Origin of the sequence: Sporosarcina trichiuri, from assembly GCF_030406775.1 — a bacterium.
Classification (GTDB): domain Bacteria; phylum Bacillota; class Bacilli; order Bacillales_A; family Planococcaceae; genus Sporosarcina; species Sporosarcina trichiuri.
Genome location: NZ_CP129119.1, coordinates 565,741 through 585,448 on the forward strand (window position 1 = coordinate 565,741; position 19,708 = coordinate 585,448).

19 protein-coding genes are annotated in these 19,708 nt (G+C 53.3%); 15 read left to right on the forward strand and 4 right to left on the reverse strand.

The genetic code is table 11. From position 1 onward, the window contains the following. Positions 1 to 61 precede the first annotated feature (61 nt). From QWT68_RS03130 to QWT68_RS03185, 12 genes are all read left to right on the forward strand, one after another. Complete coding sequence (locus QWT68_RS03130) at positions 62 to 1,084, forward strand: glyceraldehyde-3-phosphate dehydrogenase (RefSeq protein ID WP_290149479.1); 1,023 nt, start codon at positions 62 to 64, stop codon at positions 1,082 to 1,084. A 178-nt stretch (positions 1,085 to 1,262) separates the two neighbouring features. Then, on the forward strand, positions 1,263 to 1,754 hold the full coding sequence (gene nrdR, locus QWT68_RS03135; RefSeq protein WP_040286207.1) for a transcriptional regulator NrdR: 492 nt from the start codon (positions 1,263 to 1,265) through the stop codon (positions 1,752 to 1,754). Positions 1,755 to 1,771: 17 nt separating this feature from the next. Then, positions 1,772 to 3,142, forward strand: a complete 1,371-nt coding sequence (locus QWT68_RS03140) for a replication initiation and membrane attachment family protein (RefSeq protein ID WP_290149481.1) — start codon at positions 1,772 to 1,774, stop codon at positions 3,140 to 3,142. After that, positions 3,143 to 4,084 carry a primosomal protein DnaI gene (gene dnaI / locus QWT68_RS03145; RefSeq protein ID WP_290149484.1) on the forward strand — a complete coding sequence of 314 codons (942 nt, stop codon included), beginning with the start codon at positions 3,143 to 3,145 and terminating at the stop codon, positions 4,082 to 4,084. Positions 4,085 to 4,445: 361 nt separating this feature from the next. Further along, a complete protein-coding gene (gene thrS / locus QWT68_RS03150; RefSeq protein WP_290149487.1) occupies positions 4,446 to 6,380 on the forward strand; it encodes a threonine--tRNA ligase in 1,935 nt (644 codons plus the stop codon). Between the two features lie 584 nt (positions 6,381 to 6,964). Next, a complete protein-coding gene (gene infC, locus QWT68_RS03155; RefSeq protein ID WP_040286211.1) occupies positions 6,965 to 7,471 on the forward strand; it encodes a translation initiation factor IF-3 in 507 nt (168 codons plus the stop codon). A gap of 30 nt (positions 7,472 to 7,501) precedes the next feature. Beyond that, positions 7,502 to 7,702, forward strand: a complete 201-nt coding sequence (rpmI, locus tag QWT68_RS03160; RefSeq protein WP_040286212.1) for a 50S ribosomal protein L35 — start codon at positions 7,502 to 7,504, stop codon at positions 7,700 to 7,702. A gap of 90 nt (positions 7,703 to 7,792) precedes the next feature. Then, positions 7,793 to 8,152 carry a 50S ribosomal protein L20 gene (gene rplT, locus QWT68_RS03165; RefSeq protein ID WP_040286213.1) on the forward strand — a complete coding sequence of 120 codons (360 nt, stop codon included), beginning with the start codon at positions 7,793 to 7,795 and terminating at the stop codon, positions 8,150 to 8,152. A gap of 123 nt (positions 8,153 to 8,275) precedes the next feature. After that, complete coding sequence (locus QWT68_RS03170; RefSeq protein WP_040286214.1) at positions 8,276 to 8,569, forward strand: DUF1294 domain-containing protein; 294 nt, start codon at positions 8,276 to 8,278, stop codon at positions 8,567 to 8,569. 29 nt (positions 8,570 to 8,598) lie between these two features. Next, positions 8,599 to 9,087, forward strand: coding sequence for a dUTP diphosphatase (locus tag QWT68_RS03175; RefSeq protein WP_040286215.1), 489 nt, complete (start codon positions 8,599 to 8,601; stop codon positions 9,085 to 9,087). A gap of 99 nt (positions 9,088 to 9,186) precedes the next feature. Then, the gene (locus QWT68_RS03180) at positions 9,187 to 9,696 is read left to right on the forward strand and encodes a helix-turn-helix domain-containing protein (RefSeq protein ID WP_040286216.1); all 510 of its coding nucleotides are present in this window, start codon (positions 9,187 to 9,189) and stop codon (positions 9,694 to 9,696) included. 139 nt (positions 9,697 to 9,835) lie between these two features. Then, positions 9,836 to 10,813: a zinc-binding dehydrogenase gene (locus QWT68_RS03185; protein ID WP_290149491.1), complete on the forward strand. Its 978-nt coding sequence runs from the start codon at positions 9,836 to 9,838 to the stop codon at positions 10,811 to 10,813. Between the two features lie 50 nt (positions 10,814 to 10,863). On the opposite strand, the gene QWT68_RS03190 is transcribed toward QWT68_RS03185, so the two are convergent. After that, a complete protein-coding gene (locus tag QWT68_RS03190) occupies positions 10,864 to 12,561 on the reverse strand; it encodes a M3 family oligoendopeptidase (protein WP_040286218.1) in 1,698 nt (565 codons plus the stop codon). Positions 12,562 to 12,757: 196 nt separating this feature from the next. Here QWT68_RS03190 and QWT68_RS03195 point away from each other — a divergent pair, with 196 nt between their 5' ends. Both QWT68_RS03195 and QWT68_RS03200 read left to right on the forward strand, forming a co-directional pair. Continuing rightward, positions 12,758 to 13,054, forward strand: a complete 297-nt coding sequence (locus QWT68_RS03195) for a DUF6509 family protein (protein ID WP_040286219.1) — start codon at positions 12,758 to 12,760, stop codon at positions 13,052 to 13,054. Between the two features lie 135 nt (positions 13,055 to 13,189). Then, positions 13,190 to 14,173 (forward strand): NAD(P)/FAD-dependent oxidoreductase, encoded by a 984-nt coding sequence (locus QWT68_RS03200; RefSeq protein WP_290149494.1) that lies wholly within the window; start codon positions 13,190 to 13,192, stop codon positions 14,171 to 14,173. A gap of 63 nt (positions 14,174 to 14,236) precedes the next feature. On the opposite strand, the gene QWT68_RS03205 is transcribed toward QWT68_RS03200, so the two are convergent. Both QWT68_RS03205 and trhO read right to left on the reverse strand, forming a co-directional pair. Continuing rightward, positions 14,237 to 15,061, reverse strand: coding sequence for a DUF368 domain-containing protein (locus tag QWT68_RS03205; RefSeq protein WP_290149496.1), 825 nt, complete (start codon positions 15,059 to 15,061; stop codon positions 14,237 to 14,239). A gap of 143 nt (positions 15,062 to 15,204) precedes the next feature. After that, positions 15,205 to 16,176 (reverse strand): oxygen-dependent tRNA uridine(34) hydroxylase TrhO, encoded by a 972-nt coding sequence (gene trhO / locus QWT68_RS03210; protein WP_290149498.1) that lies wholly within the window; start codon positions 16,174 to 16,176, stop codon positions 15,205 to 15,207. 318 nt (positions 16,177 to 16,494) lie between these two features. Between trhO and QWT68_RS03215 the strand changes: the two genes are divergently transcribed. Then, positions 16,495 to 17,994 carry a polysaccharide deacetylase family protein gene (locus tag QWT68_RS03215; protein ID WP_290149501.1) on the forward strand — a complete coding sequence of 500 codons (1,500 nt, stop codon included), beginning with the start codon at positions 16,495 to 16,497 and terminating at the stop codon, positions 17,992 to 17,994. A gap of 73 nt (positions 17,995 to 18,067) precedes the next feature. Here QWT68_RS03215 and QWT68_RS03220 read toward each other — a convergent pair whose 3' ends face one another. Further along, on the reverse strand, positions 18,068 to 19,546 hold the full coding sequence (locus tag QWT68_RS03220; protein ID WP_290149504.1) for a catalase: 1,479 nt from the start codon (positions 19,544 to 19,546) through the stop codon (positions 18,068 to 18,070). Between the last annotated feature and the right edge of the window lie 162 nt (positions 19,547 to 19,708).

A 19,708-nucleotide genomic window follows, 5' to 3' on the forward strand; every position in this document is an offset into this window, starting at 1 on the left:
TTATACTATTTACGAGTATTCGAGTAAACAGTATAACATCATACATACGGGAGGACTTTTCATGACCACATCAGTAGCGATTAATGGATTCGGCCGCATCGGCCGCATGGTATTCCGGCAGTTGATCACAGAGGACGAAGTGACTGCCATCGCCATAAACGCCTTATATCCGCCGGAAACGCTGGCACATCTGATTAAGTATGACACAACTCACGGAACGTTTGACGGCGACATCGAAATTGCGGACAGCGCGCTCATCGTCAACGGAAAGCGTGTCGAGCTCGTCGCAGAACGTGACCCATCCAAACTCCCTTGGAAACAGCTCGGCGTCGACATCGTCATTGAAGCGACTGGTGTCTTCAATGCACGTGACAAAGCCGCCCTCCATTTGGATGCCGGCGCGAAGAAAGTCATCCTGTCAGCTCCCGGGAAAAACGAAGACATCACGATCGTGATGGGCGTGAATGATGAGAAACTCGATATTGCAAAGCATGACGTCATCTCGAATGCCAGCTGCACGACGAACTGCCTGGCGCCTGTCGTCAAAGTGCTGAACGACGAATTCGGCATCGAGAATGGCCTGATGACGACCGTCCATGCCTATACGAACGATCAGAAGAACCTGGATAACCCGCACAAGGATCTGCGCCGGGCCCGCTCATGCGGCCAGTCGATCATCCCGACTTCGACAGGTGCAGCAAAAGCGCTCTCACTTGTGCTGCCTGAATTGGAAGGCAAGATCCATGGTATGGCGCTGCGTGTCCCGACACCGAACGTCTCACTCGTCGATCTGGTCGTCGACCTGAAGGAAGACGTAACGGCTGAACAGGTGAACGAAGCATTCAAGAAAGCATCCGGAAGCTCGATGAATGGCATCCTCGGCTTCACGATGGAACCGCTCGTTTCCATCGATTTCAATAACACGACAGACTCCGCGATCATCGACGGCCTGTCCACGATGGTCATCGGTGACCGAAAAGTCAAAGTGCTCGCCTGGTATGACAACGAGTGGGGCTACTCCGCGCGCGTCGTCGACCTGACGAAGAAAGTTGCGAAAGAACTGCGGGCTGGTGTCAGTGCATAATTGATTTGAATAGCGAAAACTGTCCATCCGGCTGCCTGTGTGCAGACGAATGGACAGTTTTTTGCAGTTTTACGGGTCGTTTGCACAATCATACGTCGAACCATGTCTGCAGACGGGTGTTCTGCAGCCTATCTGTCTGGTATACTGGATAGACTAAAGAAAACCGGAGGAACGAACCATGAAATGTCCAGCCTGCCACTACAACGGGACGCGTGTCGTCGATTCAAGGCCAGCCGAAGAGAATAGCTCGATCCGCAGACGCCGTGAATGCGAAAAGTGCAGCTACCGGTTCACAACATTTGAAAAAGTGGAGGAAGCCCCTCTTATCGTCGTAAAGAAGGAAGGGACCCGCGAAGAATTCACAGGTGAGAAACTGCTCCGCGGCCTGGTCCGTGCCTGTGAAAAACGGCCGGTGCCCCTGGAAGACCTGCAGAATATCGTCCTCTCGATCGAACAGGAACTGAAAAGCCGCGGCATTTCCGAAATCGCTTCACATGATGTCGGAGAGATGGTGATGGAGCGGCTTGCGGCTGTCGATGAAGTCGCCTACGTCCGTTTTTCGTCCGTCTACCGGGATTACCAGAACATCACGATGTTCATCGAGGAATTGAAGAATCTGCAGCAAGGGCCGCTCCGCGAAAAGTCCGGTCCCCTCGATGAGTCCAACTAGCAGGAAGGTGAGAATGCATGCTTTACCAGGAATTACAGCCGGTGGATGCCTATACGCTGAAGCCGTCCGCCTCTTTTTCGGACTATGACCGGCAGCTCCTCTCCCTGTTCTACCAGCCGCTGACCGGGCCGGAACCGATCAGCCTGTTCCTGACCTTATGGGCGGATGCCGAAACGAATGCCGCCCGTCAGTTCAACCACTACCACCTCATGAACCATCTGAGCATGTCGCTGCCGTCCGTTTTCCAGGCACGTATTTCGCTGGAAGCGATCGGTCTGCTGCGCTCCTATATGTGTACGGAAGGCGACAGCCGCTCGTTCATCTATGAACTGCTGCCGCCGCTCGATGCGGAACAGTTTTTCCACGATCCGCTGCTGGCGACGTTCCTGTTCAGCAAAATCGGGGAACAGTCCTACAGGGAACTGCGCGCCCGGTTCTCAATCGAACAGCCCGATATGCACAATTTCAAGGAAGTCTCCAGGAACTTCCTGGACGTCTACACACCCGTCAATGGCAATGCGCACGAACTGCTGAACGACCAGCCGCTGAAAGAGCGTAAGACAGCGGAAGGCGTGCCGTTCGATGACAGCTTCTTCGACTTTGATATGATGATGAGCGGTCTGTCGGAACAGATGGTGCCGCGCAGCGCAATCGCAGGGATTTCGCACCAGCTGATCGCGAAGCTCGCATTTCTTTATTCCCTGTCACCGCTCGATATGCAGAAAGTGATCATGATGGCGCTGGACGAAAACCTCGAGGTACCCGAAGAACGGCTGCGGCGGGCGGCGACCGAGTTCTATAAGGTCAACGTCTCGAACACGGCGCCGAAACTCAACAAGTTTTACATCCCTGAAGATGCGCCCGAACCGGCAGGCGGACAGGCGCCGCTGACGAAGCAGCAAGAACTATTGGCGTACTTTAAACGGACGAGCCCCCGCGAACTGCTTTATGACCTGATCGGTTCTGAACCGTTTTCGGTGGATGTCAAACTGGCGGAGCGGCTCATGAACACTCATAAGCTGCCGTTCGAAGTTGTCAACGTCCTGCTGCACTATATCGTGCTGAACAACGACGGCAAGATCACGAGCGGTTTCGCGGAGCGTGTCGCCTCCCACTGGGCGATGAAAAAAGTCGCGACTGCGGAAGAAGCGATGGAGCTCTCCCGAAAAGGGCTTGACGAGACGGAACAATGGAAGAAGGAAGGCTCCCGCTCATCCGGCAGAAGCCGGAAACCGGCCAGGGAAGAGCAAGTGCCGGACTGGTTCAAAGAAAAGGAAAAAAGCAAAGAACCTGCACAGCAGGAATCCGCCGATGATGCCGAAGCGATTGAAACGAAACGCAGGGCACTCATGGCGAGACTGGAATCGATGCGGAATGGGGTGAACTAATTGGAACGGATTGGAGATGCCATGAAACGCGTCATCAACGCGCCGGCACTGGCGGCCAGGTACGACCAGCTGCGTGATGAGGTACTGGCGGATGAACGGATCCAGCAGTTCGTCGAGGAGCATGCAGAAGAGATTGACAAGCAGGTGATCGACCGCAGCCTTAACAAACTCTATGAATATACGACGGCCTCGCACAAATGCGGGGATTGCCCGAGTCTCGATGGCTGTATCAACGTCATGAAAGGGTTCGAGCCGCTGCTCGTCATGAATCAGGGACTGATCGACGTGACGTATACCCGCTGTCCGCGAAAAGAACTTGATGATGAGAAACGCCATGTCAGCAAGATGCTCGACTCCCTGTACATGCCGCGTGACGTGATGGCGGCCAAGCTGCCGGATATCGACCTGTACCACGACAACAGCCGGCTCGATATCGTCGACCTTGCGGGACGGTTCATCACCGAATACGAATCGACGGGCAGCCTGCCGCAAAAAGGGCTCTACATCCACGGCCCATTCGGCACCGGTAAGTCATTCATCCTCGGGGCACTTGCGAACGAACTCGCAAGCCGGCAGATCCGGACCGTCGCCGTCTATCTGCCCGAATTCCTGCGGGAGATCAAACAATCGATCCAGGACCAGTCGCTGAACGAGAAGATCGATTTCGTGAAGAAAGCATCGGTCCTCATGCTCGATGACATCGGTGCCGAATCGATGTCCGCGTGGTCGAGGGACGAAGTGCTCGGGACGATCCTGCAGTACAGGATGGCGGAACAGCTGCCGACCTTCTTCACGTCCAACTTCACATTGTCCGAGCTCGAACACCATATGACCTACACGCAGCGCGGCGAAAAAGAGCCGATCAAAGCGGCGCGCATCATGGAACGGATCCGCATGACGAGCGATCCCGTCAAACTGTCGGGCAAAAATCGCCGCGGCTGATCCGGGCTGTCGAAAGCAGGCGGAATTTGTACTGCGGCTCTTGCTTTTTGCACGGGTATTCACTATACTGGACTCAATACAGTGAACAAATGCTTGGAAAAGGATACGGATTGCCTGTACGGCCGACAGAGAGCGGGGGAAAGTGCTGAGATCCCTGCAGGAACCGGCATCAGTCCACCACCTTGGAGCAGCAGCGGGGAAACGAGAGTACCTGCTGACGGACCCGGCCCGTTAGCCGTTTGAAGCTTCATCATTCCGCTTGCCGGATTGAAGGAAGAAGGGTGGAACCGCGAGAACCAGACTCGTCCCTTTATGGGATGGGTCTTTTTATGTTTTCAAAAAACAAAAGGAGTGCATTCAAATGCCAGAATCAGTACAGTTGAAATTCCCGGACGGAGCCGTAAAAGAGTTTCCGGCTGGTACGACGACAGAAGATGTCGCCGCTTCGATCAGCCCGGGACTCCGGAAAAATGCACTCGCAGGAAAACTCGGCGAGCAGCTGATCGACTTGAAAACACCGATCGAACACGATGGGGACATCGCAATCATCACATCCCAGTCGCCGGAAGCGCTCGAAATCCTGCGGCACAGCACTGCACACCTGCTCGCGCAGGCTGTCAAGCGCAAATTCCCGGATGCAAAACTCGGTGTCGGGCCGGCGATCGAAAACGGGTTCTATTACGATATCGACTCCCCGACACCGATCACGGCAGACGACCTGCCTGAACTCGAAAAGGAAATGAAACGCATCATCGGAGAGAACCTGCCCGTCGTCCGCCATACGGTGACACGTGCGGAAGCGCAGAAGCGTTTCGAGGAGATCAACGACGAATACAAACAGGAACTGCTTGAAGCGATACCGGAGAACGAAGAAGTGACCATCTACGAACAGGGTGAATTCTTCGACCTGTGCCGCGGTGTCCACGTGCCATATACCGGCAAACTGAAGGAATTCAAACTGCTGAGCATCGCAGGAGCCTACTGGCGCGGAAATTCCGACAACAAGATGCTCCAGCGGATCTACGGTACGGCGTTCTTCAAGAAAGAAGACCTGAACGCCCACCTGAAGATGCTCGAAGAAGCGAAAGAGCGCGATCACCGTAAAATCGGACGCGAGCTCGACCTCTTCATGAACTCGCAGAAAGTGGGGCAGGGACTGCCGCTCTGGCTGCCGAAAGGCGCGACGATCCGCCGCGTCATCGAACGCTACATCGTCGACAAAGAAGAACGGCTCGGCTACGACCACGTCTATACACCGGTACTCGGCAGTGTGGACCTGTACAAGACTTCCGGCCACTGGGATCATTACCAGGACGGCATGTTCCCGGTAATGAGCATGGACAACGAAGACCTCGTACTCCGTCCGATGAACTGCCCGCACCATATGATGATCTACAAGAACGGCATCCACTCGTACCGCGAACTGCCGATCCGCATCGCGGAACTCGGCACGATGCACCGCTACGAGATGTCCGGCGCACTCTCAGGACTGCAGCGTGTCCGCGGCATGACACTGAACGACGCGCACATCTTCGTCCGTCCGGACCAGATCAAAGAAGAATTCCAGCGCACCGTCCAGCTCATCATCGACGTCTACAAGGACTTCAACATCACAGACTACTCCTTCCGCCTGTCCTACCGCGATCCGGCAGACACGGAAAAGTACTTCGATGACGACGCAATGTGGGAACGCGCGGAAAGCATGCTGAAAGAAGCGATGGACGGCATGGGGCTCAGCTACACCGAAGCGATCGGCGAAGCCGCATTCTACGGTCCGAAACTCGACGTCCAGGTCAAGACGGCAATCGGCATGGAAGAGACACTATCCACTGTCCAGCTCGACTTCCTCCTGCCGGAACGGTTCGATCTCACATACGTGGGCGAAGACGGAAAGCAGCACCGCCCGGTCGTCATCCACCGCGGTGTCGTCTCAACCATGGAACGCTTCGTCGCCTTCCTCATCGAAGAATACAAAGGCGCATTCCCGACATGGCTCGCACCGGTACAAGTCGAAGTCATCCCGGTCTCACCGGAAGCCCACTTCGGCTACGCCGACAACATCCGGGAACAGCTCACAGCAGCCGGCTTCCGCACCGACCTCGACAGCCGCGACGAAAAAATCGGCTACAAGATCCGCGAAGCCCAAGTCCAGAAAGTCCCGTACATGCTCGTCCTCGGCGACAAGGAAATCGAATCCGAAACCGTCAACGTCCGCAAATACGGCGAACAGAAATCCGAATCCATGTCCTTCACGGACTTCCTGGACCTGCTCAAACAAGACACCAACCGTGATTGATTTAAAACTGTTTTTTAGGACTGATTTAAATAGAAGAGGGCTGCCTGCTGATGGCGGCCCTATTTTGATTGGTCTGCTGCAATGACGGATACTTATACCAGCGGAGTGGAAGACGGCGACTCCTGGGGGATTAGCGAGACAGTTGAGACCCCGCAGGAAGCGCAGCGACCGAGGAGGCTCAACGCTCGCCCCCCGGAAAGCGTCCGTCTGGAACGAAGTGGATACGGAAGATGGTCTTATGCGTATATACTCTGTATTTTCTTTGTTGACATGTCTGCTGATCTTATGGTAAAGTAGTTAAGGTAAATGAATACGGTTTGTGATACAAGAAGGAGCTGCCCGCTTCTCACCCCAACGACGCCATCCGGCAGTTGCTGAGGTCAGCACAGTAGTGAAGCCTCGTGCCGAAACACGCACGTGTGCCTATGCGGGTGGACAAATGACCATTTGTCTGCTTTTTTTATTGCCTCATTACCGGAACGGTCCAAACCCGCCGGTTCTGCAAGCTGTGCCGAACGGCGCAGACTGCTCAAACAGAGTATTCGCGAGATATTATTCGGAGGTGGATTACGATTAGCAAAGATATGTATGTGAACGAAGGAATTCGTGCCCGTGAACTTCGACTTATCGACCACAATGGTGATCAGCTCGGCATTAAATCCCGCAACGAAGCACTTGACATCGCTGCGCGTGCCAATCAGGACCTCGTCCTTGTCGCACCGAATGCGAAGCCGCCGGTAGCCCGCGTCATGGACTACGGGAAATTCAAGTTCGAGCAGCAGAAAAAAGAGCGGGAAGTCCGTAAGAACCAGAAGATCATCCAGGTCAAAGAAGTCCGGCTCAGCCCGACGATCGACGAACACGACTTCCAGACAAAACTCCGCAACGGAATCAAATTCCTCGAAGCCGGAGACAAAGTGAAAGCATCCATCCGCTTCCGCGGACGTGCAATCACGCACAAAGAGATCGGCCAGCGCGTGCTCGACAAATTTGCAGAAGCCTGCAAAGAAGTCGGAACAGTGGAAGTCCGTCCGAAAATGGAAGGCCGCAGCATGTTCCTGATGCTCGCCCCGATCAACGAGAAAAAGTAAGCTGAACAAACGATTTAGGAGGAACAGATCATGCCAAAAATGAAAACTCACCGCGGATCCGCGAAACGTTTCAAGAAAACAGGAACTGGTAAAGTGAAGCGCGGCCGCGCGTACACAAGCCACCTTTTTGCCAACAAGTCGACAAAAGCAAAGCGTCACTTGCGTAAAGGCGCCCTCATTTCATCCGGAGACTACAAGCGTATCCGTGAAATGATCACGTACATGAAGTAAGTTTCCAACCCTGTGCCGCATGGACGACTGTCAGCGGCCGCCCTATACTAAACTAAATTTATTCTTATTGAATAGCAGGAGGTAATTACTATGCCACGCGTAAAAGGTGGAACAGTGACGCGCAAGCGCCGTAATCGAGTATTGAAATTAGCGAAAGGGTATTTCGGTTCGAAACACCGTCTATACCGAGTAGCCAACCAGCAGGTCATGAAATCATTGAACTATGCATACCGGGACCGCCGCCAGAAGAAGCGGGACTTCCGTAAACTCTGGATCACACGTATCAACGCGGCTGCACGTGCCAATGGCATGTCATACAGCACACTGATGCACGGTCTGAAAGTTGCGGGCGTTGACGTGAACCGCAAAATGCTTGCAGACCTGGCTGTTACAGATACAGCAGCATTCGCTCAATTTGCAGCAACTGCAAAACAATCACTGTCTAAATAATCGACACTGCCTGCACCGCGGTTCCGGAACTTTCGGGACGCGGTGTTTTTTAATAGAGCGTATAGAAACAAGCATAAAGACTCTGAAATTTTGGCCGACAAGTAAGAGTAGGGAGGAGATCATATGGAAGTCATCGCACTTGCCTGGGTTGCCGGGATGTCCGTATTGACGTTTGTCTCGATGGGATATGACAAAAGACAGGCAGTCCGCCGCAGACGGCGTGTCCCGGAGAAACGGTTATGGCTGTTCGCTGCAGCGGGGGGCGGTCCGGGTGCCTATCTGGGCATGCAAGTCTTCCGCCACAAGACGCTGCATACGCAGTTCCGGGTCGGTTTCCTGATGCTCGCCTTGCTCGATGCAGCCCTTCTCCTCTATCTTTTCGGCTTCGGTATGCCGGCACTTCCACAGTTCAGCTGACAAGGAAGCGCGGCGGAAAGGGGTACCCAATGGAACTTGAAAAATTGTTTACCATGCAGGAAGCACTTGATACATACATTCACCAGCAGCACAGCCTGTCGACAGGGGACCTGTTCCATGAAAAAGTGCTGGCACTGCTCGTGGAACTGTCCGAATTAGCAAATGAGACCCGCTGTTTCAAATTTTGGAGTACCAAAGGACCTTCCGAACGCTCGGTCATTTTGGAGGAATATGTGGATTCAATCCACTTCCTATTGTCACTCGGCATTGCATCCGGACTTACGGCCTTCAATGATTGGGACATCGAATCCACCTCCGATTCGCTGACTGCAGTATTCCTGGACACGAACCGGGCAATCCTCCATTTCGAAGCAGATCCCACCATGCATACCTACACGGGTCTTTGGACACAGTACGGCCGCATTGCAGAAAAACTCGGGTTCACACCTGACGAGATCATTGCCGCGTATATTGACAAAAACGAAACGAATTATGAGCGTCAAAAATCGGGATATTGAAGTCTTCCGTTCTATGAGATTTATTGAAAAAATAATGGATTGACAAACTCAATGAAATGAAAAATAATAGAACAAGAGACTATTAGAGGAGGATTTTTTGTGAACGAGTGGAGCAAGGAAGCGTTTGGAATCAGGTTGAAGGAACTAAGAGAACAGCGGGGCCTCTCCATGATGGCCTTCGGTGCGGCCATCGGCACATCGGCGAGCCGCATCAAAGACTGGGAAAAAGGGAAAAACGCGCCGTCTGCAGCCTGGGTTGCAAAAATTTCGGAACGTTTCAACATCTCAACAGATGAGCTGATTTTAGGGGATTCGAAGAAGTCTCCTGCTTTCAATCAGTCGAACAGTGCCAGTGCAGAGCCTCTCTATGAGCGTCTCCGCGAGACATTGACCGTTGACGGATTTGCGGACGAGCAGAGCGACGAGATGACTGCATTGTACGAACAGCTGGACGCCGATAACAAAGCGCGGTACCGGAGCGGGAAAGGCCGCCGTCTTGCAGAACGTGAAATGCTGCACCTGCTGACGAAGCTGCCGAAAAAAGATGTCCTGGAACTGCTGGAACTGGCAAAGCTGAAATGCCGCCTGCAGAAGCCGGCCGGGAACTGACATACACAGAGACGGACACAGCGGATTTCATCATCTGCTGTGTCTTTTGTTTTGGAGATTACGAAAGGTACGCTATGATGATAGAAGTGCAGGAAAATTCCCGCAACAATTATGCGCAAGCAGGAAGGTGGCTACTACTGTGAAAGCACTCGTACATGGTGACAAAGGACTCCGTCTGGAGGAGATGCCGGAACCGTCGGCATCGGAAGGTGATGTCGTCGTCAAGCTGAGAAATGCAGGTCTGAACCGGAGGGACCTCTACATTCCGGACAGGCGGAACCACGAAGGGCCGGACCTCATACTCGGATCGGATGGCGCAGGCACGATCTGCGAAATCGGTGAAGGGGTGACCGGCTGGTCGGTGGGGGATGAGGTGCTTATCAACCCGTCCATGCATTGGGTTGAAAACAGCAGTGCCTCACCTGACGGGTTCAGCCCGCTCGGCATGCCGGATGATGGGACGTTCGCGGAGAAGATCGCAATCCCTGCCGAGCAGTTGGAACCGCGTCCCGATTTCCTGTCGTGGGAGGAGTCTGCCTGCGTCGGTCTGTCCGGACTGACAGGCTATCGTGCGCTCGTGACCCGAGGGGAGGTGAAAGAAGGCGAGACGGTCTTCATTCCCGGGGCAGGCAGCGGTGTTGTCACATTCATCATCCAATTCGCGAAGGCGAAAGGTGCCCGGGTCATCGTAACATCAAGAAGTGAGAAAAAGCGGGATGCCGCCCTCCGGCTCGGGGCAGACCGTGCCATCGATACGAACGGGAATTGGGAAGAAGAGTTGAAAGATGAAACGATCGACCTCGTCATCGAGAGTGTCGGCAGGGCGACATTCAACCGGTCGCTCGGCATTTTGAAGAGCGGCGGACGCCTTGTCGTTTTCGGTGCTACGACCGAGGATACTGTCGACATCAACCTGCGTGCGCTTTTCAACAAGCAGCAGGAGATTGTCGGTTCCATGATGGGGAGCCGCGAGGAGCTGCGTGAGATGCTTGCGTTTGCCGGCGAGCACGGCATCCGCCCTGTGATCGATAAAGTGATTCCGTTCAACGAGGCACTTGATGGGTTCCAGATGCTCGAGGACAGCAGCCAGTTCGGCAAAGTCGTATTCTCCATTTAACAAACAGCCCGCCGGTCCTTTCTCAGGACCGTACGGGCTGTCTCTGTCTGTCATAACTTTTTGTCATCCACCGAATCGAGCCAGCTCTCGATCGTGCCGACGACCGATTCCACACAGCCGTCTTCGAACGGCGATATGAGGTTCGCTTCCGCCACGAGCTCCGTGAATGATTTCGATCCGCCGAGTTTACAGAGACGGACATAATCGTTCCAGGCAGCGTCGTGGTCTTCCTGATCTTTCTTCCAGAACTGGAACGCGCAGATCTGGGCAAGCGTGTAGTCGATATAGTAGAACGGGACGTCATAGATGTGTGCCTGTCGCTGCCAGATGCCCCCGCTCTCCAAGTACGGGTTGCCGTCATAATCGCGGTTCGGCAAATAGATCTGCTCAATCCGTTTCCATGCGGCTTTCCGCTCGGCAGGCGTCATTTCCGGATGATCGTACACTTCATGCTGGAACTCATCGACTGCGACACCGTACGGCAGGAAAAGAAGACCGCTGCTCAAGTGCGAGAATTTATACTTCTCGGTCTGCTCCCGGAAGAACAGCTCCATCCACGGCCATGTAAAGAACTCCATGCTCATGGAATGGATTTCGGCGCCTTCACTGGTCGGCCAGACGTATTCAGGGATTCCGATGTTGCGGCTCGAGTACACTTGGAAGGCGTGTCCCGCCTCGTGTGTCAGCACATCGATATCGCCCGATGTCCCATTGAAATTCGAGAAGATGAACGGCGAATCGTAGTTATCGATGAACGTGCAGTAACCGCCGGCTTCCTTTCCTTTTTTTGCTACGAGATCGAGCAGGTTCTTCTCGGTCATGTATGTGAAGAATTCGTCTGTCTCGTGCGACAGTTCCTTGTACATCTCCTTGCCCTGCTCGATGATCCACTCTGGCGATCCCTTCGGTACTGCATTGCCTGTCAGGTAATCGAGTGACTGATCGTAGAACTTCAGGGAATCGACTCCAATGCGGGCCGCCTGACGTTCATAGAGCTTGTTCGCAACAGGAACAATATAGTCGCGGACCTGATCGCGGAACTTTTTGACCATTCCCGCATCATAGCCGATACGCGACATGCGGACGTATCCGAGTTCCGTGAACGATTCGAACCCGAGCGTCTTCGCGATTTTATCACGCAGTTTGACGAGCTCGTCGAAAATGCCGTCGAACCGTTCTTCATGCTGCCCGAAGAACGAGTACTGGGCTGTCATCGCCTGCTTGCGGACATTCCGGTCTGTCGATTCCATATAGGGGCCGAGCTGCGCAAGCGTCAATACCTTGCCGTCGAACTCGATCTGTGCGGAAGCAACCAGCTTGGCATATTCCGACGTCAGCTTGTTTTCCTGCTGCAGCAGCGGCATGATCTCCGGAGCGAACGCGCGGATCTCGTTTTCAGCGAGAGCGAACAGCTGCCGGCCCCACCGGTCTTCCAGCTCTTTACGGTATGCCGATGTCGTCAGCGCTTTATAGAATTCCGTCGTCAGTTCCTGGAACCCGGGGCTCACTTCATCAAAATAGTCGCGTTCTTTCTGGTAATACTCATCATGCGTGTCGATGGAAGATCGGATGTATGCAAGATTGAGCTGCGTTGAATAATCATTCCGGATGGCGTTGATCTTTTCGATCACTTCGTTTTGATCCTCATAGGACCCGGCGTCTCTGAACTTATGCAGCAAGTCAGTAAACTCCGCGCGGATCTCGTCCATATCCGGCCGTGCATATTGGTATTCGTCAAACAGTATCATATGATTCCTCCACTCCATAAAAAATACTTGACCACTACTATTGTCCGGGAAAGGGCCGTAAAATGCAAAAAAGAGGACAGCCTGCGTCCAGGCTTTTTCGCAGTGTGTATAAGTATCCACTGCATGGACGCCGTGGTATGATGAAGGCAGCGGCAGAGACTGCTCAAAACGTATAACGAAGGAGACCGTCAAGCTGATGAACATTACGCAATATACGATAAACGAATTGGTCGATCCGACCGGCATCCTGGAAGGACGGCGGTATGAGGTGTTCCTCCATATCGATTTCGACGAAGAGGACGAGCTCGCAGAAGAAGGGGCAGGCGGCATCCGGGCTGTCTTCATACAGGAAAACGGAAATGACAGGATCACCGGCACCTACTTCTTCAAAAAGGGGACGGAGGAACCGCTCGACTTCGAATTGGAAGAGGACGAACAGGCGGAGGTGCTCGAATTCTGCCGATCCCATGCAGATGCAGCGGACGCGGAGTGATCCTGGTCTGCGTTCAAAATACGTGATATTCTGCTTGGAATAGTGGATAATGGTGTCATACCCGAATGGCGGAACGATGTTCACTGAACAATGTCCGGACATTCTGCAAAATCTATTAGTAATGGAGTGTTTGCTATGGATCGAGAAATCGTTGATATAACCATAATTGGCGGAGGCCCGACCGGTCTTTTCGCGTCTTTCTACGCGGGGATGCGGGAAATGTCGGTCAAGATCATCGACAGCCTGCCGCAGCTCGGGGGGCAGCTCATTGAACTGTACCCGGACAAATACATCTATGATGTCGGAGGGTTCCCGAAGATCCTCGCGAAGGATCTCGTTGCGAATCTTGTCACACAGGCGCATCATTCGAATCCGGAGATCCTTCTCGGGGAAGCGGCGCTGTCTGCTGAACGGAACGGCGACCATTTCGTCCTGAAGACGGACAAAGGGGAGCATCTGACAAGGACCATCCTGCTGACCGCGGGAATCGGTGCATTCCAGCCGCGCAAGATCGGCATCGAAGAGGAAACTCATTTTGAAAACAACAGCCTCCATTACGGCATCAAGGACCTTGCCATGTTCAAAGGCGAAAATGTCCTCGTCTGCGGCGGCGGCGACTCCGCTGTCGACTGGGCGCTCATGCTGGAAGACATTGCGGAAAGTGTGACGCTTGTCCACCGCCGTGAGCGGTTCACCGCTCATGAGACGAGTGTCAACCAGCTGATGGAATCGAACGTGACCGTGAAGACATCGCAATCGGTGAAATCACTGCGCGGGGAAGACGGCAAGGTCCACGAAGTTCTCCTCGTCCACAAAGACGGCACGGAAGAGGTTCTGCCGATGGATCACGTCGTTGTCAACTACGGCAATATTTCCTCACTCGGACCGATCAAGGAGTGGGGCTTGGAAATGGATAAGAATTCGATCGTCGTCAACACACGGATGGAGACGAATATCGAAGGGATCTACGCAGCAGGCGATATTACGAACTACGACGGCAAAGTCAAACTGATCGCCGTCGGTCTCGGCGAAGCGCCGATCGCTGTCAATAACGCAAAAGCGTATCTCGATCCGAAGGCGCGCGTCCAGCCGCTTCACAGTACAAGCGTCTTCTCATAATTTCATCGTACATGAAAAAAGACGGCCTGTCGGCAGAGTGATCTGCCGGATGGGCCGTCTTTTTCATTTCACTTTCTCTTTGACTGCAGTAGGCTGGAACAGATTCGATACGAGCAGCCCCATGATGAGCGCAATGCCGCTCATGACAAAAGGAGTCCCACTTTCCGGTATACCGGGGTAGATGACAAACACCGATCCGATGATCAGCCCGATGATGATCGAGAAGGTCAGCGTCGCATGCCGGTTCAAGAGGTAGTGGATCACTTTGCTGCTGATGATGAAACCGAGCACGACACCGAGTCCGATAACGATCATGACAGGGATATTGAAATCGGACAGTGCACCGATCGCCGTCGAGTAGAACCCGAGAAGCAGCAGGATGAACGATCCGCTGATACCGGGAAGCAACATTGCGGTACTGGCCGCCCAGCCTGCAAGAAACAGAAGGATCGCAGAAACAGGTGTCAGTGATGTGATGACAGCCCGGTCAGCCGGCGCCATGAAGCCGGTTGCTGCCAGCAAAGCCGCTACGGTCAGCAGAATCAGGTAATGATGGGCTTTGAAAGACGATTTCATGTTCGCCTGTCGGGTCATGAACGGCAGGATGCCGAGAATGAGACCGATGAAGAAGAACTGGGTCGGTGCAAAATAATGTTTCAGTAAAAAATGGATGACACGGCTGAACAGCAGCAGCGCAGCTGCCATCCCGATACCGAGCGGCAGCAGGAATCCGATATGCCGGCGCCAGTCTTTGCTGAAGAATCCGCTGATCGAAGTCAGCAGCCTATCGTAGATACCGAGCAGGAACGCGATAGTCCCGCCGCTCACTCCCGGGATCAGATCACTGATCCCCATTAAAAACCCTCTGTAGATATTTTTCCATTCCATTCGTTGTTCCTCCAATATCATGCTTGAACAGTGGACGTCTGCAAAAGTGAAATGTTCCGCTGACGTGCCGGCTGTCCGCGAAAAACGCGCATGGAAAAGCGCATAGACGGATGGAGCCGTCTATGCGCCATACAGCGTCTCACTTACGCATGCACTTCAGAACGATGTGCATCCAGCTTTGCGAGCCGTTCCTCGAATTCTTCCTTCGTCATGTTCTGCTCGACAAAATAGCGGTTGCGCGGATGCGTGCGGCACTCGTCCGAGCAGCTGCGCATGTATAGATACTCATTCTCCTCGGAAGCGAGGATTTTCGCATTACATTCAGGGTTCGCGCAATTGACATAGCGCTCACAAGGCGTGCCGTCGAAATGATCACGGCCGACCACGACGTGTTCCACCTGATTGACAGGTACGGCGATACGCTCATCGAACACATAACACTGACCGTCCCACAGCTGGCCTTTCGCAACGGGATCCTTACCGTAGGTCACGATGCCGCCGTGCAGCTGACCGACGTCTTCGAAGCCTTCGCGCTTGAGCCAGCCCGTGAACTTCTCACACCGGATGCCGCCTGTGCAATAGGCGAGAACCTTCTTGCCTTCCAGCTGTTCCTTGTTATCGCGGACCCATTCCGGCAATTCCCGGAAATTTTCGATGTCCGGCCGGATTGCTCCGCGGAAATGGCCGAGATCATATTCGTAGTCGTTCCGTGCATCGATAACGACCGTGTCCTCCTGCTGCATCGCTTCGAAAAACTCTTCAGGACTCAAATAAGCCCCTGTTGTTTCCAAAGGATTCACATCTTCTTCAAGACTCAGATTCACGATTTCTTTCCGCGGACGCACGTGCATCTTCTTGAACGCATGGCCGTCGGCTTCATCGATTTTGAACCAGAGGTCTTCGAAGCGCTTGTCCTGCTTCATATGCTCCATATATGCATCGGTCTGCTCGACCGTTCCTGAGCAAGTTCCGTTGATACCTTCCTTACCGATCAGTATACGTCCTTTCAATCCGAGGTCCTTGCAGAACTGCAGATGTTCCGCCGCAAACGTTTCTGGATCATCGATAGGTACGTACTTGTAGAACAGCAATACACGGTAATTTCCTTTTTCCATTGTGTTAACCACCTTCTGTTTTTTCACTTTGCAATAGGGTAAAACAGCCGGCCCGGTGCAACTTTGGTTTCTCTTCATAAAAAAGCTGCCCGCATTTGCAAGATCCGGGTCGATACCAGTATACCACAAAAAAAGCGATGGAAAAAGCAGCAGTGAACACCCTGAAAACAATTGTAATCTAGTAAAATATGTACTAATATTTAGGATATGCAACTGGTAAGGGAATACATAGGAGAATACGAACTCATAGGCTGCCTGCCAGTCGGCTGCCGTCTGTGAACATATGGAATATATACCCGAAGAGGAGTTCAATCAGCAATGGAAAAAAAAAGAGGCATCGGAAAGTTCAGCTTGATCGATGTATTGTTGACAGCAGTCATACTGTTTCTTGCGACGACGGCACTAGTACTGTTAGTGACAAACCAAAAATCCGACCAGCATCTGATGTCGGCCAAGATGCCGGAACCCGGTGATACAAATGTGAAGGTCGATAAATCGGATTCGAACTACGAAGGAATCGGGATTATCACGGAAACTTCCAACGACCCTCTCGTGAAATATGCAATCCAGTACCCCGAAAGCGGAAATGATGAATTCAACCGGGATGTGCGCGGCTATATTGACCAGGAGAAGAACCGGTACCTGGCCGCCTTGGCGAATGTCAAGAAGCCGAAGCAGAAGAAAAGTGAACTCAATATATCGTTTGAGACACATGTGGATCATAAAGGCAACTACTCGTTCGTCATCACCAATAACGAGACAGTAGGTGGCGTGAAGCAGCCTGCAGACATCGAATCCTTCCATCTGGACAGAGAGAGCGGAACGGTGATGGACATCCGGAACGTGTTCAGCGACAGCCCGGAAACTGTCGAGGAAGTGACAAAGCGCGTCCGGGAAACGATCATGCATACGGAAGGCCTGCAGGAAGGCATCATTGCGGATAAGATGCAGATCCGGACTGAACCGGATTGGAAGAACTATAAAAACTTTGCACTGACCGATAAGGAGATTATCTTCTATTTCGAAAGCGGTTCCCTGAAAGAGGAAGCGGCCGGTGCCCAGGCAGCCAAGCTGCCCATCGATAAAGTGAATGACCTGCTGGAGCCGGCTTACCAGGTCGCTGCAGCGAAGCCGGCGGGCGGAGACAAGCCTGATACCGGAAAATCAGCAGGTTCCATAGATGGGACAAAGAAGACCGGGGAAGCTGTCAAAACCGAAGGCGGCAAACCGAAGGCCGGCGGGGAAGAGACGGCACCGGCTGCCCCGCAGCAGAAACGGGTGGCACTGACGTTCGATGATGGTCCTGAACCGGCCTCAACGGGAAAAATCCTGGAGATCCTGAAAAAGTATGACGCCAAAGCGACCTTCTTCATGCTTGGCAGCCGTGTGGAATACTACCCGGACTTGGCGAAAGCCGTCAAAGATGCCGGACACGAAATCGGCAACCATTCATGGAATCATCCGGATCTGAGCAAGATGACGCTGCCGAAAGCACTGGAAGAGATCAACCGGACCAAGGACATCATCCACAAAGTCACGGGGGAAAAGCCGACTGTCTTCCGGCCTCCATATGGCGCCTATACGGAACAGCTGAGCAAGCAGACCATTCCGCCGATCGTCCTGTGGGATGTCGATACAATGGACTGGAAGTACCGGGATGCCGGCAAACTGCTGGAGGAAGTGAAGAAAGCGACGAAAGATGGCAGCACAGTCCTCATGCACGACATCCATATGTCGACTGCGGACGGTCTGGAAGCTGTAATGCAGTATTTGACGGCAGAAGGCTACACGTTCGTCACGGTGTCGGAAATGAAGTGACCAAAACAGCAAAAAGGCTGGGAATCCAATGGATTTCCAGCCTTTTTGTATTACCTGATTATGCAGATGGCAGTCAGTCCGCCAGCACTTCATTCATCGGAATGCTGAGAGCAGAAGCAACCCCTTCGCCATAGGCAGGGTCTGCCTGGTAGCAGTGTTTGATGTGGCGGATCTTGATTTCGGCAGGGGCGTCTCCCATGTTATCCGCCGTATTGCGGAACAGACGCTCTTTCTCGTCCTCATTCAGAAGGTTGAATAATTTTCCAGGCTGTGTGAAGTAATCATCATCGTCCTCACGGAAGTTCCAGTGATCGGCGGCGCCATGCAAGTTCAAAGGCGGCTCCCGGAAGTCCGGCTGCTCCTGCCACTCACCGACGCTGTTCGGCTCGTAGGAAGTCCGGCTGCCGTGGTTGCCGTCGACCCGCATCTGTCCGTCACGATGGAAGCTGTGGAACGGACACTTCGGTGCATTGACCGGGATCTGATGGTGATTGACACCTAGACGGTACCGCTGGGCATCACCATAGGAGAACAACCGCGCCTGCAGCATTTTGTCCGGTGAGAAGCTGATGCCCGGGACGACGGCAGCCGGAGTGAACGCAGCCTGTTCGACTTCGGCAAAGTAGTTTTCAGGGTTGCGGTTCAGCTCAAACTCCCCTACTTCAATCAGAGGGAAGTCGCTCTTGTACCAGACTTTTGTCAGATCGAACGGATTGAACGGCATGTTGGCCGCTTCGTCCTCCGTCATCACCTGGATATACATCTTCCATTTCGGGAAGTCCCCGTTGTCGATGCTTTCCAGAAGGTCCCGCTGGTGGCTTTCCCGGTCTGTCGCAATCGTTGCCGCGGATTCGGCATCCGTCAGGTTCTTGATGCCCTGCTGGCTCCGGAAGTGGAACTTCACGTAGACCCGTTCGTTGTCGGCATTGATGAAGCTGTACGTATGGCTGCCGAATCCGTGCATATGGCGGTACGTGCGCGGGATGCCCCGGTCGCTCATCAGGATGGTGATCTGGTGTAGCGCTTCCGGCAGCGATGTCCAGAAATCCCAGTTGTTTTTCGGACTGCGCAGGTTCGTACGCGGATCGCGTTTGACGGCGTGGTTCAAATCCGGGAATTGAAGCGGATCACGGAAGAAGAACACCGGCGTGTTGTTGCCGACAAGATCCCAGTTGCCCTGCTCGGTATAGAACTTGAGGGCGAAGCCGCGGATATCCCGCTCGGCGTCCGCTGCTCCGCGCTCGCCTGCGACAGTGGAGAACCGGGCGAACATTTCCGTCTTCTTGCCGATTTCGGAGAAAATCTTGGCTTTCGTGTATTTCGTAATATCGTTCGTCACGGTGAACGTTCCATATGCACCGGACCCTTTCGCGTGCATGCGGCGTTCGGGAATGACTTCGCGGTCAAAGTGCGCAAGTTTCTCGATGAGCCAGACGTCCTGAAGCAGCAGCGGGCCGCGTGGGCCGGCGGACATGGAGTTCTGGTTATCAACTACAGGGGCACCTGCAGCTGTCGTCAATTTTTTGTTGTTTGGATTCTCATTTGAATTCATCTCAATTCCTCCCAATCTCTTTTTCCTAAGCTATGAATCCACTATATCAGCCGGGTGACAAGTTAGCCAGCATTTTGTTTATAATTATTATTGTTAAGTACAAGTTATCATCTGGAGTATAATTACTTTCAATATATATTCCAAAAAAGATGGGGGACATCT

Coding starts and splice junctions, on each gene's coding strand:
- QWT68_RS03170 (WP_040286214.1), top strand. CDS start 8,276: ATGGAAGTCATCGCACTTGCCTGGGTTGCCGGGATGTCCGTATTGACG.
- trhO (WP_290149498.1), bottom strand. CDS start 16,176: ATGGAAAAAGGAAATTACCGTGTATTGCTGTTCTACAAGTACGTACCT.
- QWT68_RS03200 (WP_290149494.1), top strand. CDS start 13,190: ATGGATCGAGAAATCGTTGATATAACCATAATTGGCGGAGGCCCGACC.
- QWT68_RS03175 (WP_040286215.1), top strand. CDS start 8,599: ATGGAACTTGAAAAATTGTTTACCATGCAGGAAGCACTTGATACATAC.
- QWT68_RS03140 (WP_290149481.1), top strand. CDS start 1,772: ATGCTTTACCAGGAATTACAGCCGGTGGATGCCTATACGCTGAAGCCG.
- QWT68_RS03205 (WP_290149496.1), bottom strand. CDS start 15,061: ATGGAATGGAAAAATATCTACAGAGGGTTTTTAATGGGGATCAGTGAT.
- rplT (WP_040286213.1), top strand. CDS start 7,793: ATGCCACGCGTAAAAGGTGGAACAGTGACGCGCAAGCGCCGTAATCGA.
- thrS (WP_290149487.1), top strand. CDS start 4,446: ATGCCAGAATCAGTACAGTTGAAATTCCCGGACGGAGCCGTAAAAGAG.
- nrdR (WP_040286207.1), top strand. CDS start 1,263: ATGAAATGTCCAGCCTGCCACTACAACGGGACGCGTGTCGTCGATTCA.
- QWT68_RS03130 (WP_290149479.1), top strand. CDS start 62: ATGACCACATCAGTAGCGATTAATGGATTCGGCCGCATCGGCCGCATG.
- QWT68_RS03190 (WP_040286218.1), bottom strand. CDS start 12,561: ATGATACTGTTTGACGAATACCAATATGCACGGCCGGATATGGACGAG.
- rpmI (WP_040286212.1), top strand. CDS start 7,502: ATGCCAAAAATGAAAACTCACCGCGGATCCGCGAAACGTTTCAAGAAA.
- infC (WP_040286211.1), top strand. CDS start 6,965: ATGTATGTGAACGAAGGAATTCGTGCCCGTGAACTTCGACTTATCGAC.
- QWT68_RS03215 (WP_290149501.1), top strand. CDS start 16,495: ATGGAAAAAAAAAGAGGCATCGGAAAGTTCAGCTTGATCGATGTATTG.
- QWT68_RS03220 (WP_290149504.1), bottom strand. CDS start 19,546: ATGAATTCAAATGAGAATCCAAACAACAAAAAATTGACGACAGCTGCA.
- QWT68_RS03195 (WP_040286219.1), top strand. CDS start 12,758: ATGAACATTACGCAATATACGATAAACGAATTGGTCGATCCGACCGGC.